Here is a 26818-nt window from a genome sequence, read left to right as displayed (position 1 = left end):
GCGCCTGGCCGCCGTTGGTTTTAGCCAGAACGGTGGTGATTGCTGCAGTCAGGGTGGTTTTACCGTGGTCAACGTGACCGATGGTGCCCACGTTTACGTGCAGTTTGTTACGCTGAAATTGCTCTTTCGCCATGGCGATAATCCTTACGTTATGCCTTCATCATTGATGAAGGCATCAGTTAACAATTTTTAAACCGTAGCCTTATTTGCCACGAGCTTCAATAACGGCCTGAGCGACGTTGTTCGGCGCATCATCGTACTTCAGGAACTCCATGGAGTAAGAAGCACGGCCTTTTGTCAGTGAACGCAGCTGAGTTGCATAACCGAACATTTCGGAAAGCGGGACTTCAGCGTGAATCTGAACGCCGGTAGCGTTAGATTCCTGACCTTTAAGCATACCACGACGGCGGCTCAGGTCACCGATAACGTCACCGGTGTTCTCTTCTGGCGTTTCTACTTCAACCTTCATGATTGGCTCAAGCAGAACCGGGGTTGCTTTCTTAAAGCCGTCTTTAAACGCAAGAGAAGCAGCCAGTTTAAACGCCAGCTCTGAGGAGTCAACGTCATGGTAAGAACCGAAGTGCAGACGCACGCCCAGATCAACTACCGGGTAACCCGCCAGTGGACCAGACTTCAGCTGCTCCTGGATACCTTTATCAACGGCAGGGATGTATTCGCCAGGAATCACACCACCTTTAATGTCGTTAACAAATTCGTAGCCTTTCGGGTTTGAACCCGGCTCCAGTGGGTACATGTCGATAACAACATGACCATACTGACCACGACCACCAGACTGCTTGGCGTGTTTACCTTCAATACCGGTAACTTTAGAGCGGATCGCTTCGCGATACGCAACCTGAGGTTTACCGATGTTCGCTTCAACGTTGAATTCACGCTTCATGCGGTCAACGATGATGTCGAGGTGCAGCTCACCCATACCAGCGATGATGGTCTGGTTAGACTCTTCATCAGTCCATACGCGGAATGATGGGTCTTCTTTCGCCAGACGACCCAGAGCCAGACCCATTTTTTCCTGGTCAGCTTTGGTTTTCGGCTCAACGGCGATAGAGATTACCGGCTCCGGGAACTCCATGCGCTCAAGGATGATGACGTTATCCGGGTCACACAGGGTGTCACCGGTGGTCACATCTTTCAGGCCGATCGCAGCAGCGATGTCGCCCGCACGAACTTCTTTGATCTCTTCACGCTTGTTAGCGTGCATCTGAACGATACGGCCCAGACGCTCACGGTTTGACTTGACCGGGTTGAACACGGTATCACCGGTGTTAACCACGCCAGAGTAAACGCGGAAGAAGGTCAGGTTACCAACAAACGGGTCGGTTGCGATTTTGAACGCCAGCGCAGCAAACGGCTCGTTGTCGTCAGAGTGACGCTCAGCCGGTGTGTCTTTACCGTCGTCCAGCATACCGTTGATCGCGGTAACGTCAGTCGGTGCTGGCAGGTATTCAACTACCGCATCCAGCATCGCCTGAACACCTTTGTTCTTAAATGCAGAACCACAGGTTACCAGGATGATTTCATTGTTCAGAACGCGCTTACGCAGAGACGTTTTGATCTCTTCTTCAGTCAGCTCTTCGCCGCCGAAGAATTTCTCCATCAGCTCGTCAGAACCTTCAGCTGCAGATTCAACCAGCTTCGCACGCCATTCATCAGCCAGATCCTGCATATCAGCCGGGATATCTTCGTAAACGAAGGTAACGCCCTGATCTTCATCGTTCCAGTTGATGGCTTTCATTTTCACCAGGTCAACAACACCGGTGAATTTCTCTTCTGCGCCGATTGCCAGCTGAAGTGGAACCGGGTTTGCACCCAGACGCACTTTCATCTGATCAACAACTTTCAGGAAGTTAGCACCCATGCGGTCCATTTTGTTAACGAACGCGATGCGTGGAACTTTATATTTGTTAGCCTGACGCCATACGGTTTCAGACTGTGGCTGAACACCACCAACCGCACAGTAAACCATAACTGCGCCATCAAGCACACGCATAGAGCGCTCTACTTCGATGGTGAAGTCAACGTGTCCCGGGGTGTCGATGATGTTGACGTGGTGTGGCTCAAACTGCTTAGCCATACCAGACCAGTAACAGGTGGTCGCAGCGGAAGTGATGGTAATACCACGTTCCTGTTCCTGCTCCATCCAGTCCATGGTTGCGGCGCCGTCATGTACTTCACCGATTTTATGGTTTACACCGGTGTAGAACAGAACACGTTCGGTAGTGGTAGTTTTACCGGCGTCGATGTGAGCACTGATACCGATGTTACGATAGCGCTCAATGGGTGTTTTACGAGCCATTTGATTCCTCTGATTCTGAGACGTTCATAGTTAAAAAAGCCCAGCAGGTAAGCCACTGGGACGCCCGCTGGGTTAATAACAACTACCTTGCTGTTACCAGCGGTAGTGTGCGAACGCCTTGTTGGCTTCAGCCATACGGTGAACGTCTTCACGTTTCTTAACTGCAGTACCTTTGTTCTCTGCAGCGTCAGAAAGTTCGTTCGCCAGGCGAAGAGCCATTGATTTATCACCGCGTTTACGAGCAGCTTCAACGATCCAACGCATTGCCAGAGCATTACGACGAACCGGACGGACTTCAACTGGAACCTGGTAAGTTGAACCACCAACGCGACGTGACTTCACTTCGACAGTCGGACGTACGTTTTCGAGTGCAACTTCGAAAGCTTCCAGACCGTCTTTACCAGCACGTTGAGCCAGGGTATCAAGTGCGGTATAGACGATTGATTCAGCAGTAGATTTTTTACCATCTACCATCAGGATATTTACAAATTTAGCCAGCAGCTCTGATCCGAACTTAGGATCCGGCAGAATTTTACGCTGACCAATGACGCGACGACGTGGCATGGAAATACTCCGTTGTTAATTCAGGATTGTCCAAAACTCTACGAGTTTATTTTGACATTAAAGTTAAAACGTTTGGCCTTACTTAACGGAGAACCATTAAGCCTTTGGCTTCTTCACGCCATACTTGGAGCGAGCCTGCTTACGGTCTTTAACACCTGAGCAGTCCAGCGCGCCACGAACGGTGTGGTAACGCACACCTGGCAGGTCTTTAACACGACCGCCACGGATCAGGATCACGGAGTGTTCCTGCAGGTTATGACCTTCACCACCGATGTAGGAGGTAACTTCAAAACCGTTAGTCAAACGCACACGGCAAACTTTACGCAGTGCTGAGTTTGGTTTTTTCGGGGTAGTGGTGTAGACACGAGTACAAACACCACGTTTTTGCGGGCAAGCTTCCAGCGCTGGCACGTTGCTTTTAGCAACCTGACGAACGCGTGGTTTGCGAACCAGCTGGTTAACTGTTGCCATTAAATAGCTCCTGGATTTAGCTTTTGCTTCGTAAACACGTAATAAATCACCTCGCATTTCTACGAGGAGGCAGAATTTTAGGGCTGTGCCTATAGGGTGTCAAGAAATAACCAGGTTTTCGCGTTTACCAGGCCACTTGCTGTTGATGCTTTACCGTCAGCGCAACGAATCCAGTATAGTCCAGACGGGCAACACTGGTTGAAATTTGAGCAGATAATCCGCGTGCGACAACATCCTCTTCCAGCACCCATAGCGTAGCCGGTGCCGCGCTGAGCCGGGCCAGCATTGTGCTGCCCTGCAGCGCGCCGGTGACCCCATCCTGCAGCAGCAGCAGGTCATCCTCCGGGCGCAGCAGCAGCAGCAGCGTTTCGATATCGCACTGCCAGGGGGAGTTCATCAGCGTATAAAGCATGGCAGTTTCTCAAAAACAGATAATGCGATCGAAGGAGGCAAGCGTCTGGCGTAATGCGTCACTCTCCAGCACCTGGGCTGTTAACACGCGCTCTGCGCTCAGGCTCACTCCGCGCGCCAGTAGCGAATGCTGACAGATATAGCACTGCTCAATATCATAAAGCGCCAGCACACCAAAGGTGGCGATATAGTCGCGCGCCAGTATAGTTTTCGGCTGCTGCTGCTCAGTCAGCTGCAGCACACCGTCGCCGATAAAAAAGAGGCCAACATCTTCGCTCAGGGCGCCGGTAGCCAGAACGGCATCCAGCCCTTCCCTGCCGGCACTGCTGCCGTGTGGCGCGCGGGTAAAGAGGAACGCAACGCGGTTCATCAGAATTGCACCAGACGATCGCAGCTGAGCGCCGCTTCAGCCAGTGCACCCAGACCGCTGAGTTCAAAACCCGGCTGCAGATTGCTGCCCGCCAGCTGCAAACGCGCGGCCTCCTGCCGATCGGTAATGCCACGCCGCAGCGCGGCAGCCACGCAGACATTAAGCGCGACACCGCAGGCGTCGTGCAGCTGCTGCCAGCCGCGCACAATGTCAGCTTCGTCACTGGCAGGTGCACTCAGCTCGCTGGCGTTCAGCACACCTTCACGATAAAAAAATATGCTCTCCAGCACGTGGCCTGCAGCAATCAGCGCGCGGGCAAACAGCAGCGCGCTGGTCGCGTTCTGGGTGCCGTAAGCCGGCCCGGTCACCAGCAGGGTATAGCGCATCAGCGATCCTGCCCCTGAAAATCGCCGTTCTTAAACTGACGTATGTAGAGATAGACCGTATGCCTCGAGATATTCAGACGGGCGGCAACCTGATTGATGGCATCCTTGATGTCAAAAATGCCTTTCTCATACAGATTAAGCACGATCTGCCGGTTCTTGGCGTTGTTAGAGACGTTGCGATCCGCGCTGACCTCTTCAATGGTGAACTCCAGCGTCTGCATCACCAGATCTTCTACCGAACTGGCAAAGTTTACGCTTGAGTCGACCTGCTGCATCTCTGGCGGCATAAAGGTTGACATGATTTGCGAGAACGGTACATCCAGATTCATATTGATGCAGAGCAAACCAATGACGCGCTGCTGGCGATTACGAATAGCAATGGTGACCGATTTCATCAGGACACCGCTTTTGGCGCGCGTAAAGTAGGCGCGGGAGACATTGCTGTCAGCGCCATGCATATCATGCAGCATGCGCAGCGCCAGATCGGTAATCGGCGATCCGACTTTGCGCCCCGTATGTTCGCCGTTAGCAATACGCACAGCTGAACATTTCAGATCTTCCAGCGAGTGCAGCACGATTTCGCAATGCGAGCCAATCAGCATCGCCAGACCGTCGACCACTGCCTCGTAAGATTTGAGAATATCGTAATCTGCTTGCTCAAAAGGGCGCTGCTCCAGTAAATCGAAGTCAGTCAGTTCACCGGGATTAAATGGATTAGACATCGAAGACATTACCCTACGTGGCTGGAGCCTGTCGCGACAGCATTGGGGCAGACTCATCTTATGATCATTATGCAGGCGTTAGTCTGGCAAATGTCGTCCGCTTTAGCCAGAGCTTTGCACATATGCAGCAGGAATTGAACGTGCGGGGGAATGCAGAGGGAACTGCCGCCCGAAGGCGGCAGAACAGAGCGATTACTGTGCTTTTTTCTCAGCAGCGGCCGGAGCCTGTGCTTTTTCATCCGCTTTTGGTGCTGCTTTGATATCCAGCAGTTCAACATCAAACACCAGCGTTGAGTTAGCCGGAATACCCGGTACGCCATTTTTACCGTAAGCGAGGTTCGGCGGGATCACCAGTTTGATCTTGCCACCTTTTTTCACGTGCTTCAGACCTTCAGTCCAGCCCGGGATGACGCCATCCAGACGGAAAGAGAGCGGTTCGCCACGAGTGTAAGAGTTATCGAACTCGGTGCCGTCGATCAGCGTACCTTTGTAGTTGACCACAACAGTGTCGCTATCTTTAGGTGCGGCACCGCTGCCCTCTTTCTCAACCTGATAGAGCAGACCAGATTCGGTCTTCTTCACGCCCTTCTCTTTCGCGAATTTTTCAGCAAAAGCGCTGCCTTTGTCAGCATTCTCTTTTGCATCTTTTTCCAGCTTCGCCTGAGCAGCACCCTTCACGCGACCTTCAAAGGCCTGCAGAGTCTGTTCGATCTCCTGGTCAGAGAGTTTGCTTTTACCGCCAAACGCGTCCTGAACACCAGCAATCAGCTGATCTTTGTCCAGTTTGATGCCCAGTTTCTCCTGTTCCTTCAGAGAGTTGTCCATGTAGCGACCCAGCGAAGCACCCAGTGCATAGGCAGATTGCTGATCTTCGTTTTTGAAAGCAGCATTTTTTGGTGCCTGTGGCGCAGCCTGCGCCGCGTCAGCCGGAGCTGCAGCGGTTTCTGCTGCCATCGCCAGCGGTGCATTAAGTGCGACAGCCATAGTGGTAGCTAACAATGTGACTTTAAACAGTGATTTCATCCTTTCTCCAAAACCGAAGCTTCAAACCTCGGGAATCATTGCGGACAGTGGTCCACACTATAACTTTACGCGGCAGTAACGAACACTCCCGCAGTGTAATTACCCGGTTAACCTCCGACCTTTTTTGCTTCAGGAAGTTTCATCTGAGATGTAGGCGCTGCGGGTAAATTCAATGGCAGGAGATAAACGCCGGGTAAATATCAGGTGATTCTGACCGTAAAGGCCGTAGAATCACGCCGGTTCATATCAATGCGCAGTACGATGACAGGAGGAGTAACGATGCAACAGACAGACTGGGATCGGCGCCTTGAAGCGCTGGAGAGCAAGCTGGCTTTTCAGGAAGACACCATTGAGCAGCTTAATCAGACGGTGGTCGAACATGAACTGGAGATGAGCAGGCTGCGGGAACATGTTCGCTTGCTGGTCGACAAAGTTAAAGCGGCAGCGCCCTCGATGGTTGCTTCGCCGTCGGAAGAGACACCTCCGCCGCATTATTAATACCTGCCGGCAGCAGAAAACAGAAAGGCCACCCGCAGGTGGCCTTTTTGTACCGGCAACGCTTAGTGGTTGCAGCCGCAACCGCCGCCGTGACCATGGTCGTGGTCGTGGTCGTGGTCGTGGTCGTGATGATGACCATCTGCGCCATGCACGTGACCGTGCGCCAGCTCTTCTTCCGTGGCTTCGCGGATAGCAACCACTTCCACGTTGAAGTTCAGGTTCTGACCAGCCAGCATATGGTTACCATCAACCACAACGTGCTCATCTTCTACTTCAGTGATTTCAACCGGCACCGGGCCCTGGTCGGTTTCTGCCAGGAAGCGCATGCCAACCTGCAGCTCATCCACACCCATGAAGACATCTTTAGGTACGCGCTGTACCAGATTGTCATCATACTGGCCATAAGCGTCGTTTGCCGGGATATGCACGTCAAACTTGTCGCCGACCGCGTGATTTTCCAGCGCTTTTTCCAGACCAGAAATCAGGGAACCATGACCGTGCAGATAGTCTAACGGTGCACTTACCGGTGACTCGTCAACCAACACGCCATCTTCGGTACGAACCTGATACGCCAGGCTCACCACCAGGTCTTTTGCTACTTTCATGATATCTCCTAACCGTTGAGAACTAAGGATCCCGTCTCATTGGTCTATTTTTGCGTGCAATAACCAACCAGAAAGGTTTAAAGCTGAACAGATTTTATCCTGCAGAATATGCAGACTATTCAGCATTAGTGGCGCCGATTGTAACGGAATTCAACACCACTGTAAGTCTAAGCGTAAAAAAAGCTGTGCCGGCACGCTACTCGGGATGAAAAATGCCGATCACCTGCTCATTACTGCGGATCTGATCGCGCGCCTGCTTATCGGCCTCGCGCATCTGATGTCCGCATTTTACGCATTCCACCACATCGACACTGTTTTCGCGCCACATGGCCAGGGTGTCTTTTTCCTGACAGTGCGGACAGACCGCACCGGCGATAAAACGTTTACGCATTTTTTCCTGCCCGCCTGTTGTTCACGGAAACCTTAAGTGTATACCCTGCACACCGCAAATTGCAGCGATGGCCCTGAATAGCCCAGGCTGCCGGCTTACTCATCATCCCAGCCATTTATCTGCCGCTTTTCATGCTGCATCTCGCGCTGGAAGATATCCTCCAGTTCGCGTCGCGCTTCACGCACGCGGGAGACCTGCACGCTGTCATCATGGCCTGGCATCAGCTCACGCAGCATGCGCATATCCAGCCGGCGGAAATGCTGCTGCGCACGCTGCGCCTGATGAGGATGCATGCCAAGAGAGATCAGCGCCTTGCGACCAAGCTCCAGCGCACTGGAGAACGTTTCACGGGAGAATAGCGTGACGCCTGCCTGCAGCAGTTCGTGCGCCTCGACGCGCCCGCGCGCCCGCGCCAGAATCTCCAGCTGCGGAAAATGGTGCTGGCAGAGGTGCACAATGGTCATGGCATCTTCGGGATCGCTGCAGGTAATAACAATAGATTGCGCATTCTCTGCGCCTGCGGCCCGCAACAGCTCCAGCTCGGTGGCGTCACCGTAGTAAACTTTATAGCCATACTTGCGCATCAGGCTGACCGCAGAAATATCCCGCTCCAGCACCGTGATGCGCTTGTTGTTAGCCATCAGCAGACGCCCTACCACCTGCCCGAAGCGGCCAAAACCCACCACAATAACCTGCGGCTGATCGTCCTCAACAAAAGGCTTCTCATCACTGTCGTCTTTGTCATTAAAGCGACGGGCCAGAATCTTATCCACGCCCTGCATCAGCAGCGGGGTTGTCATCATCGAGAGGGTCACCGTGACCAGCAGCAGCGGCAGCTGATCGCCGCTGAACAGATGGGCGGATGACGCGGCGGAGAACAGGACAAACGCAAATTCGCCGCCCTGGCTGAGCACACCGGCAAACTGCAGACGCTCTGAACTGCGCAGACCGTAAATGCGCGCCAGCACGTAGAGCACCAGCGCTTTTATCGCCACCAGCGCCAGTACGCCGATCAAAATAGCCACGATATGCGTATAGAGCACGCCAAGGTTCAGCGCCATACCAACAGAGATAAAGAACAGGCCCAGCAGCAACCCTTTGAACGGCTCGATAGCCACTTCAAGTTCGTGCCGGTACTCGCTCTCCGCCAGCAGGATCCCGGCGATAAAGGTGCCCAGCGCCATCGACAGGCCCAGCGCATCCATAAATAGCGCCGAGCCCAGTACCAGCAGCAGCGAGGCGGCGGTAAACACTTCTCTGACGCCGGAAGCGGCAATAAAGCGCAAAATAGGGCGCAGTAAATAACGGCCGCCCACCAGCATGCCGGCAAAGGCCAGCACTTTCATCGCAACTTTAAGCCAGTCAACGTGCCCGCTGTCGCCGCCGGAGAGTAACGGCACCAGCGCCAGCGCCGGGATCACCGCCAGATCCTGAAATAGCAGCACCGAAAAGCCCAGCTGTCCTGATTCGCTGCGGTTCATTCCTTTATCGCGCATCAGCTGCAGCGCCATAGCCGTAGAGGACATAGCCAGACCGATACCGCCTATCACGGCCGCCTGCCAGCTGAAGTCACTTAGCCAGAGCAGCACACCGAGGATCGCCGCAGAAAATATCACCTGCGCCGCGCCGACGCCGAAAATTGAGCGTCGCAGTGACCAGAGTTTGGCTGGATTCAGCTCCAGGCCAATGATAAACATCAGAAACACGACGCCCAGCTCGGAGAAGTGCAGGATCTCATCCACATCGCTGATAAAGCCCAGCCCCCACGGGCCGATCGCAATACCTGCGAGCAGATAACCCAGCACGGCACCAATTCCCAGCCGGGCAGCAACAGGCACCACCAGCACCGCCGCCACCAGATAGATGACGCCCGCTGTCAGTAACGTTTCACCTTGCATTACACTCCTCCCTGCGGCAGTGGTGACGCGAGCCAGTCGCCGTAGGCGCGGGCAAAATGACGCAGCGTTTCAGGCGTCTGCCGCCGCGCCCAGTGAATCACCATCGGTGTCATCCAGTGCATACGGCACATCTGCGCCGTCAGCTCAAATGGCCGCATAATATCGCTCATCGGATAGCGGTTCAGGCCGTCGTGGTGGTAGGCCGCTTCAGGCTCACCGGTGGTCACTACGCTGCGCCAGTATTTCCCCTCCAGCGCGTTCCCATCCACGCCGCTGGCAAAACCACGCGACAGTACGCGATCCAGCCACTCTTTCAGCAGGGCAGGACAGCTGTAGGTATAGAGCGGATGCTGAAATACGACGATCTCATGGTCGCGCAGCAGCTGCTGTTCATAGTGAATATCTATAAAAAAATCCGGATAGTGCGCATATAAATCGTGCACGGTGACGTGTTCAAGTTCCCTGGCCGACTGCAGCAAAACCCGATTGGCGATCGAATCCTGTGACTCCGGATGGGCGTAAAGCAGCAAAACTTTTGGTGGCTGCGACATCCTTCCCCTCCAAAGCGTCGTCACCGCAGCGGAATTCCGCTACCATGCTCAACGCAACTAAACATTATCGAATTATGTTGCCGATAAATTACCATATTCTGACGACACGGCGCCTATGATTGTCTTTTCCGCACTACAGATACGACGCGGCACCACTGTGCTGCTGGACAACGCAACCGCAACCATTAACCCCGGCCAGAAAGTGGGCCTGGTGGGTAAAAACGGCTGCGGCAAATCCACCCTGCTGTCGCTGCTTAAAGGTGAAATCAGCAGCGATGCCGGCAGCGTCACCTTCCCCGGCAGCTGGGCGCTGGCGTGGGTCAACCAGGAGACGCCAGCGCTGAGTAAAGCCGCGCTGGAATATGTTATCGACGGCGACCGCGAATATCGTCAGCTTGAATCTGAATTAGCGGATGCCAACGCGCGCGATGATGGCAACGCGATTGCGCTGCTGCACGGCAAGCTGGATGCGATTCAGGCGTGGAGTATACACGCGCGCGCGGCCAGTCTGCTGCACGGTCTGGGCTTTAGTCAGGAGCAGCTGATGCGGCCGGTCAGCGACTTCTCCGGCGGCTGGCGCATGCGTCTCAACCTGGCGCAGGCGCTGGTGTGCCGCTCCGATTTACTGCTGCTGGATGAGCCGACTAACCACCTCGATCTTGACGCCGTGATCTGGCTGGAGCGCTGGCTGAAAAGCTATGAGGGCACGCTGATTCTGATCTCACACGACCGCGACTTTCTCGATCCGGTCGTGGATAAAATTATTCATATTGAGCAGCAGATGCTGATTGAATATACCGGCAACTACAGCTCTTTCGAGCGACAGCGCGTCGCTAAACTGGCGCAGCAGCAGGCGCTCTATCAAAGCCAGCAGGAAAAAGTCGCGCACCTGCAGAAGTATATCGATCGCTTCCGTGCCCAGGCGACCAAAGCCAAACAGGCGCAGAGCCGCATCAAAATGCTGGAGCGCATGGAGCTGATTGCGCCAGCGCACGTGGATAACCCGTTCAGCTTCAGCTTCCGCGCGCCGGAAAGCCTGCCCAATCCGCTGCTGAAAATGGAGAAGGTCACGGCGGGTTATGGCGATCGCATTATTCTTGACGCGATCAAGCTCAATCTGGTGCCGGGCTCGCGTATTGGTCTGCTGGGCCGAAACGGTGCGGGTAAATCTACGCTGATCAAGCTGCTGGCGGGAGAGATCGATCCGCTGGAGGGCAAAGTGGGTCTGGCGAAAGGCATTAAGCTCGGCTACTTCGCGCAGCACCAGCTTGAGTATCTGCGCGCCGAGGAGTCACCGCTGCAGCATCTGGCGCGTATCGCGCCAGCCGTACTGGAGCAGCAGCTGCGCGATTACCTGGGCGGTTTTGGCTTTCAGGGCGATAAAGTCAGCGAAGCCACCGCGCGTTTTTCCGGCGGCGAAAAAGCGCGCCTGGTGCTGGCGCTCATCGTCTGGCAGCGTCCTAACCTGCTGCTGCTGGATGAGCCAACTAACCATCTCGATCTCGACATGCGTCAGGCGCTGACCGAAGCGCTTATCGACTTTGAAGGCGCGCTGGTGGTGGTGTCGCATGACCGCCATCTGCTGCGCTCCACCACTGACGATCTCTATCTGGTCCACGACCGCAAAGTGGACGTGTTTGCCGGCGATCTGGATGATTATCAGCAGTGGCTGAGCGACCTGCAAAAGCAGCAGGCGCAGCAGGATGCCGCACCAAAGCAGGATAATGCCAATAGCGCTCAGTCGCGCAAAGATCAGAAGCGTCGTGATGCTGAGCTGCGCGCGCAGACGCAGCCGCTGCGCAAAGAGATTGAGAAGCTGGAGAAGCAGATGGCTAAGTGGCAGAGTCAGCTGAGCGAGGCTGAAGCCCTGCTGGCCGACAGCGCGATTTACGATCAAAGCCGCAAAGCCGATTTAACCGCCGCCCTGCAGCGCCAGGCGGAGAGCAAATCGGCGCTGGAAGACGTCGAAATGGCGTGGCTGGATGCGCAGGAGCAGCTGGAGCAGATGCTGGCGAATTAGCGGCCAGCATCTATGCCGACCCTGCAGCTTTTATCTCTTCTGCAGGGTTGGCATTCATGCCGTCCAGCCCATCACCGCAATGAACGTCTCCATGACGGATCTGTCTCTTTTGTAGGGGCGGCATTTATGCCGACCTGGCTCATCACCGCAACGGGTTAAAACGGCACATCCCCTAACACCGTCGCACGATGCATAATCCTGCGCGCCGGATAGTAATCGGCATTGGCGTAATGCTGCGTCACGCGGTTATCCCAGATAGCGATGTCGTTCTCCTGCCAGCGCCAGCGCACCTGAAACTCCGGCTTCGTGGCGTGCGCAAACAGATAATTCAGCAGCGCATCGCTCTCTTTTTCACTGACGCCCAGCAGACGCGTGGTAAACCCCTCGTTCACAAACAGCGCCTTACGCCCGCTGACCGGATGGGTGCGGATTGCCGGATGCCGGACCGGGGGATGCTTAGCCACCGCCTGCTGCCAGCGCTGATGCTCCTCCGGCGTGCGGCGATATTTATACTCCTGAAACGACTTCTTAAAATCGTGCTCCGCCTGTAACCCGCTCAGCAGCTGCTTAACCGGCTCAGAAAGGGTTTCATAAGCGGCAATTCCGCTGCTCCAGAGCGTATCGCCCCCGCTTTCCGGCAGCAGTTTCGCGGCCAGCAGAGCAATGGCCGGCGGCGTTTCAATAAAGGTGACATCGGTATGCCAGTTGTCGTTATCCGGCGGATTATCCTGATGGGTATCCAGCTCGATGATCTCTTCCACGCCAGCCGCATGCGGATAGACCGGATGAATATGCAGATCGCCAAAACGCACCGCCAGCGCCCGCTGCTGCTGCGGCGTAATCACCTGGTTGCGTAAAAACAGCACCTGATGGCGCAGCAGGCCGTGATAGAGCTGTTCAAACTGCGCATCGCTCAGCGGACGGCTGAGATCGACATCGCTGACCTGCGCACCGATCCAGGGGCCCAGCGCGGTAAAAGTAAGACGTTCGTTCATTGCTGCTCTCCATACCAGGGCGTCAGGCGGCGTTGCAGCGCGCGCAGACCCACTTCTAAACTAAATGCGATAACGGCAATGACGCCGATACCCGCCAGTACCACATCCGTAGCAAGAAACTCTCCTGCCGACTGCACCATAAACCCCAGGCCCCGCGTGGCAGCGATAAGCTCTGCAGCCACCAGCGTTGACCAGCCGACGCCCAGCCCGATACGCAGACCGGTCAGGATCTCCGGCAGCGCGCCCGGCAGGATCACAAAGCGCAGCAATTGCCAGCGGGATGCGCCAAGCGCCTGTGCCGCGCGCACGCGGACCTGCCGGCAGTTTTTCACGCCAGCCAGCGTGGCCAGCGTCACCGGCGCAAAAATCGCCAGATAGATAAGTAAAATCTTTGAGGTTTCACCAATACCAAACCAGATCACCATCAGCGGCAGGTAGGCCAGCGGCGGCACCGGCCGGTAAAGCTCAATCAGCGGATCGAGCAGCCCGCGCAGCGCCGGGCTCAGTCCCATCGCAATGCCGGTCGGGATACCAATCAGCGCGGCAAAAAACAGCGCCACCAGCATGCGCGTCAGGCTTGCGGCCAGATGCTGCCACAGCGTGGCGTCCATAAAGCCCTGCGCACTGGCAATCAGCAGCAGTTTCTGCAGCACCTGCTGCGGCGCGGGCAGAAACAGCGGCGCAATCAGCCCCAGCGCCGTCACGCCCCACCACACCAGCAGTAGCAGCGCGATGCTCAGCAGGCTAAGCGACAGCTGGCGTGACAGCGGCCAGCGCAGGCCGCGGGTGCGCGCTGTACCGCGTTTCTCATCAATAACTGCACTCATACAAACGCCTCCCGCCGGGCAAACACCTGATTCAGCACATATTCACGACGTTCGATAAACGCCGGATCGGATTTGATGCTGCGGCACGGTTCGCCATCCGCGAAGCGCTGACCAAAATTGAGCTTTAGCCGCTCTACTATGCGTCCCGGTCCGGGCGACAGCAGCACCAGTTCGCTGGCCAGAAACACCGCTTCTTCAATGTCATGGGTAATCAGCAGAATCTGCTTGCCGGTGTCGCGCCACAGCGTCAGCAACAGGGTTTGCATCTGCTCGCGGGTAAACGCATCCAGCGCGCCAAAGGGCTCATCTAACAGCAGCAGCTGCGGATCGGCCGCCAGCGCACGCGCAATCCCCACGCGCTGACGTTGTCCCCCGGAGAGCTGCCAGATAAAACGCTTTTCTGCCCCCTCCAGCCCGACGTTGCGAATCAGCCGGCGGGCAACGGCGTGACGCTCCGCTTTTGCCATACCGGCCAGCTGCAGGCCAAATGCCACGTTATCGATCACGTTGCGCCACGGCAGCAGCCCTTCATGCTGAAACACCACGCCGCGGCTGGCGTCTGGCCCGGTCACCGCTTTGCCATCCAGCGTAATGCTGCCGGACTCCAGCGGCAGAAAACCGGCAATCAGGTTCAGCAGCGTGGTTTTGCCACAGCCGGATGGACCCAGCACCACCAGCAATTCACGGCTATCCAGCTGCAGGTTGATATCCTGCAGCGCGGGCTGACCGGCGTAACGTGCGTTGAGATGCGTGATGCTGAGCATATGGCCTCCGTTATTTCGCTAAAGGTGCAACAAAGCGGGTGGTCACAAAGCTGCTGTAGTCGCTGGCCGCTTCCGGCACCCGCCCCTGCTCTTTCAGGAAGTGCGCGGTATCAACAATGGCTTTATTCACCGGCTTGCCGAGTTGCTCAACCTGCTGTTGCGCCGTCAGATAGGTATTGCCCTTAACCAGACCCGGCACATCCCCTTCCGGTACGCCGCTCAGGCGCGACAGCTTGCTCAGGTTATCCGGCTGCTTCAGCCACTGTTCGGGCTGGGCGAGATAGGCCTGCTGTGCATCAATGGCGCTGCGGGCAAACGCAGTAACCACCTCCGGATGCTGCTGCGCAAAATCTTTACGCACCACCCAGACATCGAGCGTTGGTGAGCCCCACTGTCCCACCTGCGAGGAGTCGGTCAGCACGTGGCCCTCTTTTTCCAGCTCATTAACGGCCGGGGCCCAGACGTACGCGCCGTCAATATCGCCACGCTGCCAGGCGGCAACAATCGCAGGCGGTTGCAGGTTCACTAACTGCACCTGTGAGGGCTTAATGCCCCAGTGCTTCAGCGCCGCCAGCAGGCTGTAATGCGTGGTGGAGATGAAAGGTACGGCAATACGTTTGCCGATGAGCTGTTTCGGATCGCTGATCCCTTTTTTCACGACCAGCGCCTCGGAGTTACCCAGCTGTGATGCAAGCAGAAACGCTTCAATCGGCAGCTGCTGTGTGGCAGCGACCGCCAGCGGACTTGAGCCAATATTGCCAATCTGCACATCGCCGGACGCCAGCGCACGCAGCACGCTGGCGCCGCTGTCAAATTTGCGCCAGTCCACAGTTGCTCCGCTCTCACGGGCAAAGGTGTTATCCGCCTGAGCGACTTTGGCAGGCTCTGCGGAGGTCTGGTACGCCACGGTGACGTTGACTGCCTGTGCCTGAAACGCTATCAGTCCCAGTACTGCTGCCAGCGAGATTATTGTTTTTTGCATTGCCATCATCCTGTTCCCCGAAGTGAAGTTATGACGGCAGTGTCGCCAGCGGTGAAAGTTTCATAAAGGAATTAAAAATTATCCCTCATGCCAATCAGTTCTTAGATCAACATCAGGCAAGGCTATGCAAAAAAAGCAAATAGGCCGGACAGAAACGGTGACAAATTTGTCAGGCGCTCACATCGCTACTGTGTTATTGATCTCTACCTGATTTCATCACCTGAATAGCGGTTGTTATCTCCATGTCCATCGAAAAAGTCGCGCACCTGGCGGGCGTATCAAAAGCTACCGTTTCCCGGGTTCTGAACCAGCATCCCGGCGTGCGTCCCGATACGCGCAGTAAAGTGCTGGCAGCGATCAGCGCGTGCGACTACCAGCCTAATTTGCTGGCGCGCCAGCTGCGCACGGCGCAAAGCAACATGCTGCTGGTGCTGATTTCAGATATTACCAACCCCTTCTGTTCGCGCGTGGTGCAGGGGATTGAAGCGGAGGCGGAGGCGCAGGGCTATCACATTTTGCTCTGCAACAGCGCCTCTCAGCTGCGGCGTGAAACCGCCTATCTGGCGCTGCTGGCTGGCAAGGTCGTCGATGGCGTGATCACAATGGATGCCGCCGCCTGTCTGCAGGGGCTGAAAGATTTGATTGGTGATGCGCCGTGGGTGCAGTGTGCTGAATACGATCCCTCTATTAATGCATCCAGCGTGACTATTGATAACCGGCAGGCGGCCTTTGAGACGGTCCGCTACCTGGCCGGAAAGGGCCGAAAACAGATTGCGCTGGTCAACTGCGACATGCGCTATCTCTATTCGCATCAGCGTGAGAGCGGCTACCGCGAGGCGCTGAAGGCGCTGAATATGACGTGGGATCGCGTGGCGTATGCGGAGAATATCTCCTGCGAAGCGGGCAGCGCCGCGCTGCATGCGCTGCTGGCACAGCCCTCTCCGCCCGATGCCATTTTTACCGTGTCAGATGTGCTGGCCGTTGGCGTTATTCACGCCGCGCTCGAAGCGGGACTGCGCGTCCCGGAGGATCTGGCCGTGGTGGGTTTTGACGGTATTCCGTTTACCAGCAGCCTGAATCCGCCGCTGACCACCATTGCGCAGCCGATGAATCAGATGGGCGCCCGCAGCGTACAGCTGCTGCTGAACCGCATTCGCCAGCCGCATGCTGCCATTGTGCATGAAGTCCTGCCCTGGCAGCGTCTGGAGCGCGCATCCAGCTAATCTAGCGCCAGATCAGCAGCACACAGGCAGCGGTCAGTGCGCCCATCGCGAGGTTGAACAGCTTCCAGGCACGCGGGCTATGCAGCAGGCGGCCAATCAGTGAACCAAATCCCATCCAGATCAGGCCGGATACCAGATTCACCAGCGCCATGCCCATGCTGATCGCAACCACAGAGTGCTGATAGGCAGCTCCTGCCAGGCTGAAACTCGCTATCGCCCCCAGCGCCATCAGCCAGGCTTTAGGATTGATCAGTTGCAGCAGTCCGCCCTGCCAGAATGGCATCTGCTTTACCGAACGGTCTTCGGTTTCCAGCGTCTCATAGGCGGCCGTCGCGATTTTCCACGCCAGCCAGAGCAGATAGAGACTGCCGGCAATCTTCAGTACCAGATGCAGCGACGGATAGAGCAGGATCAGTCCGCCAATGCCAAATGCCACCATCAGCAACATCACCTGCATACCCAGCATGATACCAATAAGCAGCGGTAGCGTGCGCAGAAAGCCAAAATTAGCACCTGAGGCCGTAAGTAACATATTATTGGGCCCCGGCGTGATGGCCGCGACCCAGAGAAAACCTAACATCGACAAAAAAAGACTGAGTTCCATGAGTATCCGGATGCTCCTCATCCTTAAAAGCAGACAACCCATCGAAGCTATCAGCGAGTTATGCATCAGACAAGCACTATCCCTGGTTATTTAGATTGCCCCACCGGCAATCCCTTTATTCCGCTGCGCGGCTTCGGCAATGCGCATTTGCAGACCCTGCTGCCGCGCCTGCTGCGGCGTCGCGTCACGCTTAAACCACACTGGCAGCGGCTGGAGCTGCCGGATGGCGACTTTGTCGATCTCGCCTGGAGCGAAGATCCGGCCGGCGCGCGACACAAACCGCGCATGGTGATGTTCCACGGGCTCGAAGGCCATTTTCGCAGCCCTTATGCACACGGCCTGATGCAGGCGTGCAAAGCGCGCGGCTGGCTTGGCGTGGTGATGCACTTTCGCGGCTGCAGCGGCGAACCTAACCGGCTGCAGCGCATCTATCACTCCGGTGAAACGGAAGACGCGACCTATTTCCTGCACTGGCTGCGGCGTGAATGGGGCAGTGTGCCGACAGCTGCGGTAGGTGTGTCGCTGGGCGGTAACATGCTCGCCTGTTTACTGGGCCTGCAGGGCAATGAGGCACCGCTGGATGCGGCCGTGGCGATATCAGCGCCGCTGGCGCTCGCCCCCTGCAGTGAAAAGCTCGATATCGGCTTCTCCCGCTTCTACCAGCACTATCTGCTGACGCAGCTGAAAAAGAATGCGCTGCGCAAACTGCGCGCCTGGCCCGGCACGCTGCCGGTTGATGTACTGCAGCTGCGCGCGTTTCGCCGCCTGCGCGAATTTGACGATGCGATCACCGCCCGGGCGCACGGCTTTCTTGACGCCAGCGATTACTACCAGCGCGCCAGCGCCCTGCCGCTGTTAACCGGCGTGCGCAAGCCGATGCTGATCATCCACGCCAAAGACGATCCCTTTATGACAGATGCGGTGATCCCGCAGCCGCAGCAATTGTCTGCCACAATTGAGTATCAGCTGACGCAGCAGGGTGGACACGTTGGCTTTGTCGGCGGCAGCCTGCTTCAACCGCATATGTGGCTGGAGCAGCGCGTGCCGGAGTGGCTCTCAACTTATCTGGATGGGCAATTGTGATTATTCCGTGGCAGGAACTGGATGTAACAACGCTGGAAAACCTGATTGAAAGTTTTGTTCTGCGCGAAGGCACTGACTACGGTGAGCAGGAGCGCAGCCTGGCGCAGAAGGTAGCCGACGTGCGCCGCCAGCTGCAGCAGGGCGAGGTGGTGCTGGTCTGGTCTGAGCTGCATGAAACGGTCAATATTATGCCGCGGCGCGAGTTTCGCGGCTGATGCACTGCCGGATAATTCATGGTAACAATGCTCATCGCCCGACCTCACAGGGAGCACCCGTATGTCAGCCAGACACCCCGTTATCGCCGTTACCGGCTCCAGCGGAGCCGGTACCACGACAACCAGCCTTGCGTTCCGTAAAATTTTTCAGCAGCTGGGGCTGCATGCAGCCGAAGTAGAAGGCGACAGTTTTCATCGCTATACCCGGCCGGAAATGGATATGGCGATCCGCAAAGCACGCGATCTGGGTCGTCACATCAGCTATTTTGGTCCGGACGCCAATGACTTTGGCCTGCTGGAGCAGACGTTCCGGCGCTATGGCGAAAGCGGCATCGGAGAGTCGCGCAAATATCTGCACACCTATGATGAGGCCGTGCCGTGGAATCAGGTGCCGGGCACCTTTACTCCCTGGCAGCCGCTGCCGGAGAATACTGATGTGCTGTTTTACGAGGGTCTGCACGGCGGAGTGGTTACGCAGCAGCATAACGTGGCGGAGCATGTTGATCTGCTGGTGGGCGTGGTGCCGATCGTCAATCTTGAGTGGATACAGAAACTGGTACGCGATACCAGCGAACGGGGCCATTCGCGCGAAGCGGTGATGGACTCCGTGGTACGGTCGATGGAAGATTATATCAACTACATCACGCCGCAGTTTTCGCGCACGCACCTTAACTTTCAGCGGGTACCGACAGTTGATACCTCTAACCCGTTCGCGGCGCGCGAGATCCCCTCACTGGATGAGAGTTTTGTCGTGATCCATTTTCGCGGCCTGGAAGGTATCGCTTTCCCCTATCTGCTGGCGATGATTCAGGGATCGTTTATTTCGCATATGAACACGCTGGTGGTTCCGGGCGGAAAAATGGGACTGGCGATGGAGCTGATCATGATGCCACTGGTGCAGCGGCTGATTGAAGGAAAACGGATAGAGTAGAGGCCATGTCTGCCACACGACGTGGCATCGGTCGCCATAAATGGCGACCCTGCAAAGCCTGTTTCACGGGTAGCGAGGTATGCGCACCGGCAGCTGTTACAGCTCAACTACCTCATGGCTGTGGGTGATCTCCACCCCTTTGCCGAGCATGATCGCCACCGAGCAATATTTTTCTGCCGACAGGTCAACCGCCCGCGCCACCGCTTTCTCGCTCAGCGCTTTGCCGCTGACGATAAAGTGCAGGTTAATCTGTGTAAAAATACGTGGCGCTTCTTCGCGCCGTTCTGAAGTCAGTTTGACCTCGCAGTCAGCCACGTCATTACGCCCTTTTTGCAGAATCGAGACCACATCAATCGCGCTGCAGCCGCCGGCGGCCATCAGTACCATCTCCATCGGGCTTGGCGCTTTATCGCCTGAATTCCCGTCCATTAATAACTGATGTCCTGATGAGGATTCTCCGAGAAAGGTCAGCCCTTCCACCCATTTCACACGTGCCTGCATTATTCTTTCTCCTGAAGCGGCGTTTTGCGCCAGAGTACGCGTTCATCCGGCAAACAGCAATCGCCCGCCTGCTGAAGCGAGACAACACAAGACAGCCTGCAAAAGCTGTGCTACAAACAGAGCTGAAAATTTCTTCGTCGTGGCTGATGAGGACGGGCAGAATCAAAAGCAGAGCTTACACATCCGCCCGGATAATTTTTATTAACAGGACGCGCTGGACGATTTCATCGCCTGACAGGGAATGAATGCCCCTGTGTTTTGGGCACGATTACAATAGAGGATAATAGCGAATGGTTCTCGGCAAACCGCAAACAGACCCTACACTCGAATGGTTCCTGTCCCATTGCCATATTCACAAATATCCATCCAAAAGCACGCTGATCCATCAGGGTGAAAAAGCAGAAACGCTCTACTACATCGTTAAAGGTTCCGTTGCGGTACTGATTAAAGATGAAGAAGGCAAAGAGATGATCCTCTCCTATCTGAATCAGGGAGATTTCATCGGCGAACTCGGCCTGTTTGAAGAGGGCCAGGAGCGCAGTGCCTGGGTGCGTGCGAAAACAGCCTGCGAAGTTGCTGAAATTTCCTACAAAAAATTTCGTCAGCTGATTCAGGTTAACCCGGATATTTTGATGCGCCTGTCGGCGCAGATGGCACGTCGCCTGCAGGTGACATCAGAAAAGGTGGGTAACCTGGCTTTCCTGGATGTTACCGGCCGCATTGCGCAGACGCTGCTTAATCTGGCTAAACAGCCGGATGCCATGACCCACCCCGACGGTATGCAGATTAAAATTACCCGTCAGGAGATTGGTCAGATCGTGGGTTGCTCACGGGAAACCGTTGGTCGCATCCTGAAAATGCTGGAAGATCAGAACCTGATCTCCGCACACGGTAAAACCATCGTCGTTTACGGCACCCGCTAAGCTGTTTCACCCCCCACGGCGTGATGACACCATCACGCCGTTTCTGTTTGCGATAAGCTGATGTGGCGCCGAATCATCTATCATCCCGAAGTCAATTACGCTCTGCGTCAGACGCTGGTGCTGTGCCTGCCTGTCGCGCTGGGATGGCTGTGTGGCGATCTGCAAAAAGGCCTGCTGTTCTCGCTGGTACCCGCCTGCTGCAATATTGCCGGCCTTGATACGCCGCATAAACGCTTTTTCAAACGCCTGATCGTGGGCGGTACGCTTTTCGCCACCGGCAGTTTTCTGATCCAGTACCTCACCAACGCCGCGGTTCCGCTGCCGCTTATTATGCTGGTGCTGCCGCTGCTGATTGGCGTGACGGGCGAAATCAGTCCGCTGCACGGGCGTCTGCTGCCCGGCACGCTGATTGCAGCGATCTTTACGCTGAGCCTGGTGGGGCGTATGCCGATCTGGGTGCCGCCGCTGCTCTATATTGGCGGCACGTTCTGGTATGGCCTGTTTAACTGGTTCTGGTACTGGCTGTGGAAAGAGCAGCCGATGCGTGAAACGCTGAGCCTGCTCTATCGTGAGCTGGCTGACTACTGCGATGCCAAATATACCCTGCTGACACAGCTGACCGATCCGGAAAAAGCGCTGCCGCCGCTGCTGGCGCGCCAGCAGAAAGCGGTTGACCTGATCACCACCTGCTATCAGCAGATGCATATGCTTTCTGCCAGCCGCGATAACAGCCATAAGCGGCTGACGCGCGCTTTTCAGGTGGCGCTGGATCTGCAGGAGCATATCGCTGTCAGCCTGCACCAGCCGGAGAAAGTGCAAAAGCTGGTAGAACAGAGTCATGCGGAAGCGGTTATCCGCTGGAATGCAAAAACCATTTCGGCACAGCTCAGGCTGCTGGCCGATGCCATTCTCTATCACCAGCTGCCCGCCCGCTTTCAGATGGAAAAGCCGCTCGGCGCGCTGGAAAAAATTGCGCGGCAGCATCCGGATAATCCGGTTGGCCACTTCTGCCTTTATCATTTCAGCCGCATCGCCCGCGTGCTGCGCACCCAGAAACCGCTCTATACGCGCGACCTGATGGCCGATCGCCAGCGGCGCCTGCCGCTGCTGCCCGCGCTGCGCAGCTATCTGTCCTTCAGGTCCGGCGCGCTGCGCAGCGCGGCCCGCTTTGCCGTTATGCTGATGTTTGGCAGCTCTGTTGCGCTATTCTTTAATATTCCCAAGCCCTACTGGATCCTGATGACCATTATGTTTGTCAGCCAGAATGGCTACAGCGCCACGCGCGTGCGCATTCAGCACCGGGCGCTCGGCACCTTTGCCGGGCTTCTGATTGCCGCCGCATCACTGCGTTTCGCCGTACCGGAATCGATCGCGCTGCTGTTTATGCTGGCAATCACGCTGGCCAGTTATCTGGTGACGCGCAAATATTATGGCTGGTCGATGATTGGCTTTACCGTGACGGCGGTCTACTCGCTGCAGCTGCTGTCGCTGAATGGCGCTCAGTTCCTGCTGCCGCGGATGATGGATACGCTGATGGGCTGCCTGATCGCGTTCGCCGGTATGATCTGGCTATGGCCGCAGTGGCAGAGTGGTTTGCTGCGCCAGAATGCGCACGATGCGCTGGAGGCGTATCAGGAGGCGCTGCGCATGCTGCTGGGGCCGGAGCATGCGCCGGAAAAACTGGCTTACCAGCGGGTAAAGGTTAACCAGGCGCATAACGCGCTGTTTAATGCGCTGAATCAGGCGACCAGCGAGCCTGGTTTTAACGCGCAGTATCTGAAGGATATGCGGCTGTGGGTCACGCACAGTCAGTTTATCGTAGAGCATATTAACGCCATGACTATTCTGGCGCGTGAGCACACCATGCTGACCCCGGCTCTGGCAGAGCGCTATCTGCAGTCGTGCGAAATTGCCCTGCAGCGCTGTCAGCAGCGGCTGACCTACGACGGACCGGGCAGTGAGAGCAACGTTATGGAGGCGCCGGAAAACCTGCATGAGGGGCCGGTGACGATTGTCGAGCAGCATGTTAAACGCATTTTGCAGCATCTCAGCGTCATGCACACCATCTCGTCTCTGGCGTGGAGCCAGCGACCGCATCATGGCCGCTGGCTGCGGGCTATTCGTCCGAAAGGATAGTCAGGCGGCAATAACCCTGCGCAGCGCGGCCGCAAAGCGCGTCATTCCGGCGTCGATCTCCTCCGGAGTGATAACCAGCGACGGCACAAAGCGGATCACATCGCTGCCGGCGGTCAGGATCATCACGCCTTCTGCCGCTGCTGCATTGAGAATATCGCGGGCTTTACTGGCATGTTCCGGTTTCAGTACCGCGCCCATCAGCAGACCCTTTCCGCGAATTTCGCTAAAGATATCCAGCTCACTATCCAGCGCCCTCAGCGCGTCGGTAAACTGCTGCCGCCGCGCCTCCACCCCAGCCAGCACCGCCGGCGTGTTAATGATATCCAGCGCGGTTTCTGCAATTGCGCAGGCAAGCGGATTGCCGCCGTAGGTAGTGCCATGTACGCCGGGCGCCATGACGGAAGCGATCTCATGCGTGGTCAGCATCGCGCTCACCGGGAAGCCGCCGCCCAGCGCTTTCGCCGTCGTAAGAATGTCAGGCTGAATACCGTAGTGTTCATAGCTGAACAGCTTGCCGCTGCGCCCCATGCCGCTCTGTACTTCATCCAGCACCAGCAGCGCGTTATGCTCATCGCACAGCGCACGCAGTCCCTGCATAAATTCCGGCGTTGCCGGCATCACGCCGCCCTCACCCTGAATCGGTTCAACAACGATCGCGCAGGTATGATCATCAATCACGGCTTTTACCGCCGCCAGATCGTTAAACGGGACGTGGACGATATCGGCCGGTTTGGGGCCGAAGCCGTCAGAGTATTTAGGCTGTCCGCCAACGGAGACGGTAAACAGCGTGCGGCCGTGGAAAGCGTTGTGAAACGCGATGATCTTACTTTTGAACGGCGAGTGCTTTTTACAGGCGTAGTAGCGCGCCAGCTTGAACGCCGCTTCGTTAGCTTCTGCACCGGAATTGCCAAAAAATACGCGGTCGGCGAAGGTAGCAGCAATCAGCTTCGTCGCCAGACGCAGCGCCGGCTCGTTGGTAAAAACATTACTGGTGTGCCACAGCGTTTCGCCCTGGCGCTTCAGCGTCTCAACCAGCGCCGGATGGCAGTGACCCAGCGCGGTGACCGCTATACCGCCGGAGAAGTCGATATACTCTTTACCCTGCTGATCCCAGACGCGGCTGCCTTTGCCCTTTACGGGCACAAACTGCGCAGGTGCATAAACAGGCAAAATGACGTTATCAAACGTCTCCCGGGTTACCGCTATGTTTTCCGCTGCCATTGCTGACCTCATCCGGCTATTGAGTGATCTTAAATGAAATTATAATCACGGAATATGCATAAAAAATCACGGAATGGCAAACGGAAGTTAGCGTTCAAGGAAATTTTTCAGCAGCTGATGGCCCTGCTCGCTGAGCACGCTTTCGGGGTGAAACTGCACGCCTTCCAGCGGTAGCGTGCGGTGACGAAAGCCCATGATTTCATCGGGCTGATTATCACGCAGGCTCCAGGCGGTGATCTCAAACGCGTCAGGCAGCGATCCATCCGCCACAATCAGTGAGTGATAGCGCGTTACGGTGAGTGGATTAGCGAGGTTGCGAAACACGCCTTCGCCAGTGTGGCGTACCGGCGAGGTTTTCCCGTGCATGACCTGACGCGCACGTATCACCTTTCCGCCAAAGGCCTGAGCGATGGCCTGATGTCCGAGGCACACCCCCAGCACCGGCAGCCGCCCGGCAAAATAGCGAATGGCATCCAGAGAAATACCCGCCTGGTCGGGCGTGCAGGGCCCAGGGGAGATAACCAGATGGCTTAGCGGCAATGCCGCCATCTCAGCCAGCGAGATAGCGTCATTACGCACCACGCGCACCTGCGCGCCCAGCTCGCAAAAATACTGGTAAAGGTTCCAGGTAAAAGAGTCGTAGTTATCAAGCAGCAGCAGCATCATGACCTCAGGTCGATCAAACCGCCGCTATTCTACGCACTTTATCGCGCCGGGCTTACCACTTTTGTCAGCTGCGCGGTCAGCGCGGCGAGATCGCCCGCGACCGCTTCGCGAATTGCCTTCTGCCACGGCTCCGGCTCCAGCCGATCCCACTCCAGCAGATAGCCAGCGTGCAGCGCCAGCTGCTCAAAAAAGATGCGCTGAGCGCGTCCGTTGCCCGCCCGGAACGGATGCAGTACATAGAGTTCACAGTAGTAATGTGCCAGACGGGCCACAAAGGCGTCTGTATCAAGTTCGGTCAGCCCCTGCTCCTCCTCCAGCGCGCTCATCAGCGCATTGCCCTCTTTCTCAATGTATTCGCAGTGGCAGTAAGGGGTCTCGTCGCGCCAGATATCGATGGCGCGGAGTTCGCCCGCCCAGCTGTAGAGATCCTGAAACAGCGTGCGATGAATATGGCGTAAACGCGGCAGACCCGGTGTACGCGGACCTGGATCCAGCGTCGCCAGCCGCGCGGCACTGAACGCCAGCTCCGCCTTGCGCAGCTGCGCGGCATCATGAATTTCCAGCCGGTTTTTCAGCACATCATCGTTGTGCCACAGGTAGGGATCGCGTACCGCCAGTGAATTATCCGCCATACTGCCTCCTCAGCGAAGCAAGCCGATCTTCCGCCTGCTCAGCGGTGACCGCAGGCTCAGTCAGGGTATAACCAGACAGCCTGCAGCTGGCCTGATAGCTGGCAGCACGACGCTGCAGCCACAAAGTGGCTTTCTGTTTTTCAGTGAGTTTTTGCGGCATAGCGCCTCCGGCTGACAAGATTTGCCCTAAGTATAAGAGCAAATTCTGGCTTTGCCGGAGCGCGGTCAGCGACGTCACGCTACAGGTGACGCGGAAACAGATTAAGGCAGGATTTTCGCGGAGGTAATAACAACCGGTTTTGCCGGGACATTCTGGTACGGGCCCACATCTTTAGTCGGGACCTGGGCGATTTTGTCGATCACATCCATCCCTTTCACAACTTTACCAAATACCGCATAACCGAAGTCGCGCTGTCCGTGATCCAGGAAAGCGTTATCTGCCACATTCAGGAAGAACTGGCTGGTTGCGCTGTCTTTCTCAGCGGTACGCGCCATAGAGATGGTACCGCGCAGATTACGCAGTCCGTTGTCAGCTTCGTTTTTGACTGGCGCGCTGGTCTGCTTCTGCTGCATATCCGTGGTAAAACCGCCGCCCTGGATCATAAAACCCGGGATCACGCGATGAAAAATGGTGTTGTTGTAGAAGCCGTTATTAACGTAATCCACAAAGTTTTTTACTGAAACCGGCGCTTTCTGGTTATCCAGTTCAAGTTCAATGTTGCCTGCTGACGTGGTGAGCAGGACATGTGTATCCCCTTTTGCAGCCAGTGCAGAAGCAGATACGGAAGAGAGTGCTAACAGGGCGATCGCCGCTGTCAAAGTACGTTTAAGCATGAAAGAGTCCTTACCCTGGAGATCGGCTTAAAAAACAGAATTGATTGTAAAGAG

General features: G+C 56.3%; 32 protein-coding genes. 8 read left to right on the top strand and 24 right to left on the bottom strand.

The features are described 5' to 3' along the window. From C1Y41_RS18090 to fkpA, 9 genes are all read right to left on the bottom strand, one after another. Positions 1 to 133 (bottom strand): GTP-binding protein (locus tag C1Y41_RS18090; protein ID WP_233207462.1); only part of this gene is annotated, 133 nt, incomplete at its 3' end. Between the two features lie 69 nt (positions 134 to 202). Then, positions 203 to 2317 carry an elongation factor G gene (fusA, locus tag C1Y41_RS18085; RefSeq protein ID WP_039380834.1) on the bottom strand — a complete coding sequence of 705 codons (2115 nt, stop codon included), beginning with the start codon at positions 2315 to 2317 and terminating at the stop codon, positions 203 to 205. 93 nt (positions 2318 to 2410) lie between these two features. Then, positions 2411 to 2881 (bottom strand): 30S ribosomal protein S7, encoded by a 471-nt coding sequence (gene rpsG / locus C1Y41_RS18080; protein ID WP_007886246.1) that lies wholly within the window; start codon positions 2879 to 2881, stop codon positions 2411 to 2413. A gap of 96 nt (positions 2882 to 2977) precedes the next feature. Next, a complete protein-coding gene (gene rpsL / locus C1Y41_RS18075; protein WP_010616440.1) occupies positions 2978 to 3352 on the bottom strand; it encodes a 30S ribosomal protein S12 in 375 nt (124 codons plus the stop codon). A gap of 124 nt (positions 3353 to 3476) precedes the next feature. After that, complete coding sequence (gene tusB, locus C1Y41_RS18070) at positions 3477 to 3764, bottom strand: sulfurtransferase complex subunit TusB (RefSeq protein WP_104086028.1); 288 nt, start codon at positions 3762 to 3764, stop codon at positions 3477 to 3479. Between the two features lie 9 nt (positions 3765 to 3773). Next, complete coding sequence (gene tusC / locus C1Y41_RS18065; RefSeq protein WP_039380838.1) at positions 3774 to 4133, bottom strand: sulfurtransferase complex subunit TusC; 360 nt, start codon at positions 4131 to 4133, stop codon at positions 3774 to 3776. Continuing rightward, a complete protein-coding gene (gene tusD / locus C1Y41_RS18060; protein WP_039380840.1) occupies positions 4133 to 4519 on the bottom strand; it encodes a sulfurtransferase complex subunit TusD in 387 nt (128 codons plus the stop codon). Before tusD ends, tusC begins: the two co-directional genes overlap by 1 nt. Continuing rightward, positions 4519 to 5241: a transcriptional regulator gene (locus C1Y41_RS18055; protein WP_065648594.1), complete on the bottom strand. Its 723-nt coding sequence runs from the start codon at positions 5239 to 5241 to the stop codon at positions 4519 to 4521. The genes tusD and C1Y41_RS18055 overlap by 1 nt, the downstream gene beginning before the upstream one ends. A 192-nt stretch (positions 5242 to 5433) precedes the next feature. Continuing rightward, positions 5434 to 6264, bottom strand: coding sequence for an FKBP-type peptidyl-prolyl cis-trans isomerase (gene fkpA / locus C1Y41_RS18050; protein ID WP_104086027.1), 831 nt, complete (start codon positions 6262 to 6264; stop codon positions 5434 to 5436). Between the two features lie 279 nt (positions 6265 to 6543). Here fkpA and C1Y41_RS18045 point away from each other — a divergent pair, with 279 nt between their 5' ends. Further along, positions 6544 to 6762 (top strand): protein SlyX, encoded by a 219-nt coding sequence (locus C1Y41_RS18045; RefSeq protein WP_039380849.1) that lies wholly within the window; start codon positions 6544 to 6546, stop codon positions 6760 to 6762. Between the two features lie 62 nt (positions 6763 to 6824). Here the strand turns inward: C1Y41_RS18045 and slyD are convergent, their stop codons facing one another. The 4 genes from slyD to kefG form a co-directional block, all read right to left on the bottom strand. Beyond that, on the bottom strand, positions 6825 to 7367 hold the full coding sequence (gene slyD, locus C1Y41_RS18040; protein WP_104086026.1) for a peptidylprolyl isomerase: 543 nt from the start codon (positions 7365 to 7367) through the stop codon (positions 6825 to 6827). A 196-nt stretch (positions 7368 to 7563) separates the two neighbouring features. Next, a complete protein-coding gene (locus C1Y41_RS18035) occupies positions 7564 to 7758 on the bottom strand; it encodes a YheV family putative zinc ribbon protein (RefSeq protein WP_039380854.1) in 195 nt (64 codons plus the stop codon). A 95-nt stretch (positions 7759 to 7853) separates the two neighbouring features. Further along, entirely contained in the window at positions 7854 to 9656 is a 1803-nt protein-coding gene (gene kefB, locus C1Y41_RS18030; protein WP_094111211.1) for a glutathione-regulated potassium-efflux system protein KefB, read from the bottom strand. Next, positions 9656 to 10207: a glutathione-regulated potassium-efflux system ancillary protein KefG gene (kefG, locus tag C1Y41_RS18025; RefSeq protein ID WP_039380859.1), complete on the bottom strand. Its 552-nt coding sequence runs from the start codon at positions 10205 to 10207 to the stop codon at positions 9656 to 9658. The genes kefB and kefG overlap by 1 nt, the downstream gene beginning before the upstream one ends. 115 nt (positions 10208 to 10322) lie before the next feature. Between kefG and C1Y41_RS18020 the strand changes: the two genes are divergently transcribed. Beyond that, positions 10323 to 12227 carry an ABC transporter ATP-binding protein gene (locus tag C1Y41_RS18020; RefSeq protein ID WP_039380863.1) on the top strand — a complete coding sequence of 635 codons (1905 nt, stop codon included), beginning with the start codon at positions 10323 to 10325 and terminating at the stop codon, positions 12225 to 12227. 155 nt (positions 12228 to 12382) lie between these two features. Here the strand turns inward: C1Y41_RS18020 and tauD are convergent, their stop codons facing one another. Genes tauD through tauA form a run of 4 tightly spaced genes read right to left on the bottom strand, consistent with a single transcriptional unit; the run spans position 12383 to position 15804 of the window. Then, the gene (tauD, locus tag C1Y41_RS18015) at positions 12383 to 13222 is read right to left on the bottom strand and encodes a taurine dioxygenase (RefSeq protein ID WP_039380866.1); all 840 of its coding nucleotides are present in this window, start codon (positions 13220 to 13222) and stop codon (positions 12383 to 12385) included. Further along, positions 13219 to 14049, bottom strand: a complete 831-nt coding sequence (tauC, locus tag C1Y41_RS18010; RefSeq protein WP_039380869.1) for a taurine ABC transporter permease TauC — start codon at positions 14047 to 14049, stop codon at positions 13219 to 13221. Before tauC ends, tauD begins: the two co-directional genes overlap by 4 nt. Next, a complete protein-coding gene (gene tauB, locus C1Y41_RS18005; RefSeq protein WP_094111208.1) occupies positions 14046 to 14813 on the bottom strand; it encodes a taurine ABC transporter ATP-binding subunit in 768 nt (255 codons plus the stop codon). The genes tauC and tauB overlap by 4 nt, the downstream gene beginning before the upstream one ends. Positions 14814 to 14823: 10 nt before the next feature. Continuing rightward, a complete protein-coding gene (tauA, locus tag C1Y41_RS18000) occupies positions 14824 to 15804 on the bottom strand; it encodes a taurine ABC transporter substrate-binding protein (RefSeq protein WP_039380875.1) in 981 nt (326 codons plus the stop codon). 233 nt (positions 15805 to 16037) lie between these two features. Between tauA and C1Y41_RS17995 the strand changes: the two genes are divergently transcribed. Next, entirely contained in the window at positions 16038 to 17018 is a 981-nt protein-coding gene (locus C1Y41_RS17995) for a LacI family DNA-binding transcriptional regulator (RefSeq protein ID WP_094111207.1), read from the top strand. 1 nt (position 17019) lies between these two features. On the opposite strand, the gene C1Y41_RS17990 is transcribed toward C1Y41_RS17995, so the two are convergent. Continuing rightward, positions 17020 to 17622 (bottom strand): LysE family translocator, encoded by a 603-nt coding sequence (locus C1Y41_RS17990; protein ID WP_039380881.1) that lies wholly within the window; start codon positions 17620 to 17622, stop codon positions 17020 to 17022. Positions 17623 to 17682: 60 nt separating this feature from the next. Here C1Y41_RS17990 and C1Y41_RS17985 point away from each other — a divergent pair, with 60 nt between their 5' ends. From C1Y41_RS17985 to C1Y41_RS17975, 3 genes are all read left to right on the top strand, one after another. Beyond that, complete coding sequence (locus C1Y41_RS17985) at positions 17683 to 18705, top strand: hydrolase (RefSeq protein WP_039380883.1); 1023 nt, start codon at positions 17683 to 17685, stop codon at positions 18703 to 18705. Then, a complete protein-coding gene (locus C1Y41_RS17980) occupies positions 18702 to 18920 on the top strand; it encodes a YheU family protein (RefSeq protein ID WP_039380886.1) in 219 nt (72 codons plus the stop codon). The genes C1Y41_RS17985 and C1Y41_RS17980 overlap by 4 nt, the downstream gene beginning before the upstream one ends. Positions 18921 to 18981: 61 nt before the next feature. Further along, the gene (locus tag C1Y41_RS17975; protein WP_039380889.1) at positions 18982 to 19851 is read left to right on the top strand and encodes a phosphoribulokinase; all 870 of its coding nucleotides are present in this window, start codon (positions 18982 to 18984) and stop codon (positions 19849 to 19851) included. Between the two features lie 96 nt (positions 19852 to 19947). On the opposite strand, the gene C1Y41_RS17970 is transcribed toward C1Y41_RS17975, so the two are convergent. Beyond that, a complete protein-coding gene (locus C1Y41_RS17970; RefSeq protein ID WP_039380892.1) occupies positions 19948 to 20352 on the bottom strand; it encodes an OsmC family protein in 405 nt (134 codons plus the stop codon). A gap of 290 nt (positions 20353 to 20642) precedes the next feature. Between C1Y41_RS17970 and crp the strand changes: the two genes are divergently transcribed. Next, positions 20643 to 21275: a cAMP-activated global transcriptional regulator CRP gene (crp, locus tag C1Y41_RS17965; protein WP_000242755.1), complete on the top strand. Its 633-nt coding sequence runs from the start codon at positions 20643 to 20645 to the stop codon at positions 21273 to 21275. Positions 21276 to 21335: 60 nt separating this feature from the next. After that, the gene (locus tag C1Y41_RS17960; RefSeq protein ID WP_104086025.1) at positions 21336 to 23411 is read left to right on the top strand and encodes a YccS/YhfK family putative transporter; all 2076 of its coding nucleotides are present in this window, start codon (positions 21336 to 21338) and stop codon (positions 23409 to 23411) included. On the opposite strand, the gene C1Y41_RS17955 is transcribed toward C1Y41_RS17960, so the two are convergent. The 5 genes from C1Y41_RS17955 to ppiA form a co-directional block, all read right to left on the bottom strand. Beyond that, a complete protein-coding gene (locus C1Y41_RS17955; protein ID WP_039380899.1) occupies positions 23412 to 24632 on the bottom strand; it encodes an aspartate aminotransferase family protein in 1221 nt (406 codons plus the stop codon). It lies immediately after the preceding gene. Positions 24633 to 24719: 87 nt separating this feature from the next. After that, the gene (locus tag C1Y41_RS17950; protein ID WP_104086033.1) at positions 24720 to 25295 is read right to left on the bottom strand and encodes an aminodeoxychorismate/anthranilate synthase component II; all 576 of its coding nucleotides are present in this window, start codon (positions 25293 to 25295) and stop codon (positions 24720 to 24722) included. Positions 25296 to 25336: 41 nt separating this feature from the next. Continuing rightward, on the bottom strand, positions 25337 to 25930 hold the full coding sequence (locus C1Y41_RS17945; RefSeq protein WP_104086024.1) for a putative adenosine monophosphate-protein transferase Fic: 594 nt from the start codon (positions 25928 to 25930) through the stop codon (positions 25337 to 25339). Next, a complete protein-coding gene (locus C1Y41_RS17940) occupies positions 25920 to 26090 on the bottom strand; it encodes a YhfG family protein (RefSeq protein WP_071669295.1) in 171 nt (56 codons plus the stop codon). The genes C1Y41_RS17945 and C1Y41_RS17940 overlap by 11 nt, the downstream gene beginning before the upstream one ends. A 101-nt stretch (positions 26091 to 26191) precedes the next feature. Continuing rightward, positions 26192 to 26764 carry a peptidylprolyl isomerase A gene (ppiA, locus tag C1Y41_RS17935; RefSeq protein WP_039380907.1) on the bottom strand — a complete coding sequence of 191 codons (573 nt, stop codon included), beginning with the start codon at positions 26762 to 26764 and terminating at the stop codon, positions 26192 to 26194. Positions 26765 to 26818 lie beyond the last annotated feature (54 nt).

The organism is Pantoea sp. ICBG 1758 (assembly GCF_002928325.1).
Classification (GTDB): Bacteria; Pseudomonadota; Gammaproteobacteria; order Enterobacterales; family Enterobacteriaceae; genus Pantoea; species Pantoea eucrina.
The sequence above is the reverse complement of the archived record's forward strand: the minus strand, read 5'-3'. Positions and strand labels throughout refer to the sequence as shown.

What these genes read in the sequence shown, in the direction of transcription:
- C1Y41_RS17985 (WP_039380883.1), top strand. Translation starts at nt 17,683, where the DNA reads ATGCATCAGACAAGCACTATCCCTGGTTATTTAGATTGCCCCACCGGC.
- rpsG (WP_007886246.1), bottom strand. Translation starts at nt 2,881, where the DNA reads ATGCCACGTCGTCGCGTCATTGGTCAGCGTAAAATTCTGCCGGATCCT.
- C1Y41_RS17995 (WP_094111207.1), top strand. Translation starts at nt 16,038, where the DNA reads ATGTCCATCGAAAAAGTCGCGCACCTGGCGGGCGTATCAAAAGCTACC.
- tauC (WP_039380869.1), bottom strand. Translation starts at nt 14,049, where the DNA reads ATGAGTGCAGTTATTGATGAGAAACGCGGTACAGCGCGCACCCGCGGC.
- kefG (WP_039380859.1), bottom strand. Translation starts at nt 10,207, where the DNA reads ATGTCGCAGCCACCAAAAGTTTTGCTGCTTTACGCCCATCCGGAGTCA.
- crp (WP_000242755.1), top strand. Translation starts at nt 20,643, where the DNA reads ATGGTTCTCGGCAAACCGCAAACAGACCCTACACTCGAATGGTTCCTG.
- C1Y41_RS17975 (WP_039380889.1), top strand. Translation starts at nt 18,982, where the DNA reads ATGTCAGCCAGACACCCCGTTATCGCCGTTACCGGCTCCAGCGGAGCC.
- tauD (WP_039380866.1), bottom strand. Translation starts at nt 13,222, where the DNA reads ATGAACGAACGTCTTACTTTTACCGCGCTGGGCCCCTGGATCGGTGCG.
- kefB (WP_094111211.1), bottom strand. Translation starts at nt 9,656, where the DNA reads ATGCAAGGTGAAACGTTACTGACAGCGGGCGTCATCTATCTGGTGGCG.
- tusB (WP_104086028.1), bottom strand. Translation starts at nt 3,764, where the DNA reads ATGCTTTATACGCTGATGAACTCCCCCTGGCAGTGCGATATCGAAACG.
- C1Y41_RS18020 (WP_039380863.1), top strand. Translation starts at nt 10,323, where the DNA reads ATGATTGTCTTTTCCGCACTACAGATACGACGCGGCACCACTGTGCTG.
- C1Y41_RS17990 (WP_039380881.1), bottom strand. Translation starts at nt 17,622, where the DNA reads ATGGAACTCAGTCTTTTTTTGTCGATGTTAGGTTTTCTCTGGGTCGCG.
- C1Y41_RS17950 (WP_104086033.1), bottom strand. Translation starts at nt 25,295, where the DNA reads ATGCTGCTGCTGCTTGATAACTACGACTCTTTTACCTGGAACCTTTAC.
- C1Y41_RS17960 (WP_104086025.1), top strand. Translation starts at nt 21,336, where the DNA reads ATGTGGCGCCGAATCATCTATCATCCCGAAGTCAATTACGCTCTGCGT.
- fkpA (WP_104086027.1), bottom strand. Translation starts at nt 6,264, where the DNA reads ATGAAATCACTGTTTAAAGTCACATTGTTAGCTACCACTATGGCTGTC.
- C1Y41_RS17940 (WP_071669295.1), bottom strand. Translation starts at nt 26,090, where the DNA reads ATGCCGCAAAAACTCACTGAAAAACAGAAAGCCACTTTGTGGCTGCAG.
- tauB (WP_094111208.1), bottom strand. Translation starts at nt 14,813, where the DNA reads ATGCTCAGCATCACGCATCTCAACGCACGTTACGCCGGTCAGCCCGCG.
- C1Y41_RS18035 (WP_039380854.1), bottom strand. Translation starts at nt 7,758, where the DNA reads ATGCGTAAACGTTTTATCGCCGGTGCGGTCTGTCCGCACTGTCAGGAA.
- tauA (WP_039380875.1), bottom strand. Translation starts at nt 15,804, where the DNA reads ATGATGGCAATGCAAAAAACAATAATCTCGCTGGCAGCAGTACTGGGA.
- C1Y41_RS18045 (WP_039380849.1), top strand. Translation starts at nt 6,544, where the DNA reads ATGCAACAGACAGACTGGGATCGGCGCCTTGAAGCGCTGGAGAGCAAG.
- C1Y41_RS17945 (WP_104086024.1), bottom strand. Translation starts at nt 25,930, where the DNA reads ATGGCGGATAATTCACTGGCGGTACGCGATCCCTACCTGTGGCACAAC.
- ppiA (WP_039380907.1), bottom strand. Translation starts at nt 26,764, where the DNA reads ATGCTTAAACGTACTTTGACAGCGGCGATCGCCCTGTTAGCACTCTCT.
- tusC (WP_039380838.1), bottom strand. Translation starts at nt 4,133, where the DNA reads ATGAACCGCGTTGCGTTCCTCTTTACCCGCGCGCCACACGGCAGCAGT.
- C1Y41_RS17970 (WP_039380892.1), bottom strand. Translation starts at nt 20,352, where the DNA reads ATGCAGGCACGTGTGAAATGGGTGGAAGGGCTGACCTTTCTCGGAGAA.
- tusD (WP_039380840.1), bottom strand. Translation starts at nt 4,519, where the DNA reads ATGCGCTATACCCTGCTGGTGACCGGGCCGGCTTACGGCACCCAGAAC.
- slyD (WP_104086026.1), bottom strand. Translation starts at nt 7,367, where the DNA reads ATGAAAGTAGCAAAAGACCTGGTGGTGAGCCTGGCGTATCAGGTTCGT.
- rpsL (WP_010616440.1), bottom strand. Translation starts at nt 3,352, where the DNA reads ATGGCAACAGTTAACCAGCTGGTTCGCAAACCACGCGTTCGTCAGGTT.
- C1Y41_RS17955 (WP_039380899.1), bottom strand. Translation starts at nt 24,632, where the DNA reads ATGGCAGCGGAAAACATAGCGGTAACCCGGGAGACGTTTGATAACGTC.
- C1Y41_RS18055 (WP_065648594.1), bottom strand. Translation starts at nt 5,241, where the DNA reads ATGTCTAATCCATTTAATCCCGGTGAACTGACTGACTTCGATTTACTG.
- fusA (WP_039380834.1), bottom strand. Translation starts at nt 2,317, where the DNA reads ATGGCTCGTAAAACACCCATTGAGCGCTATCGTAACATCGGTATCAGT.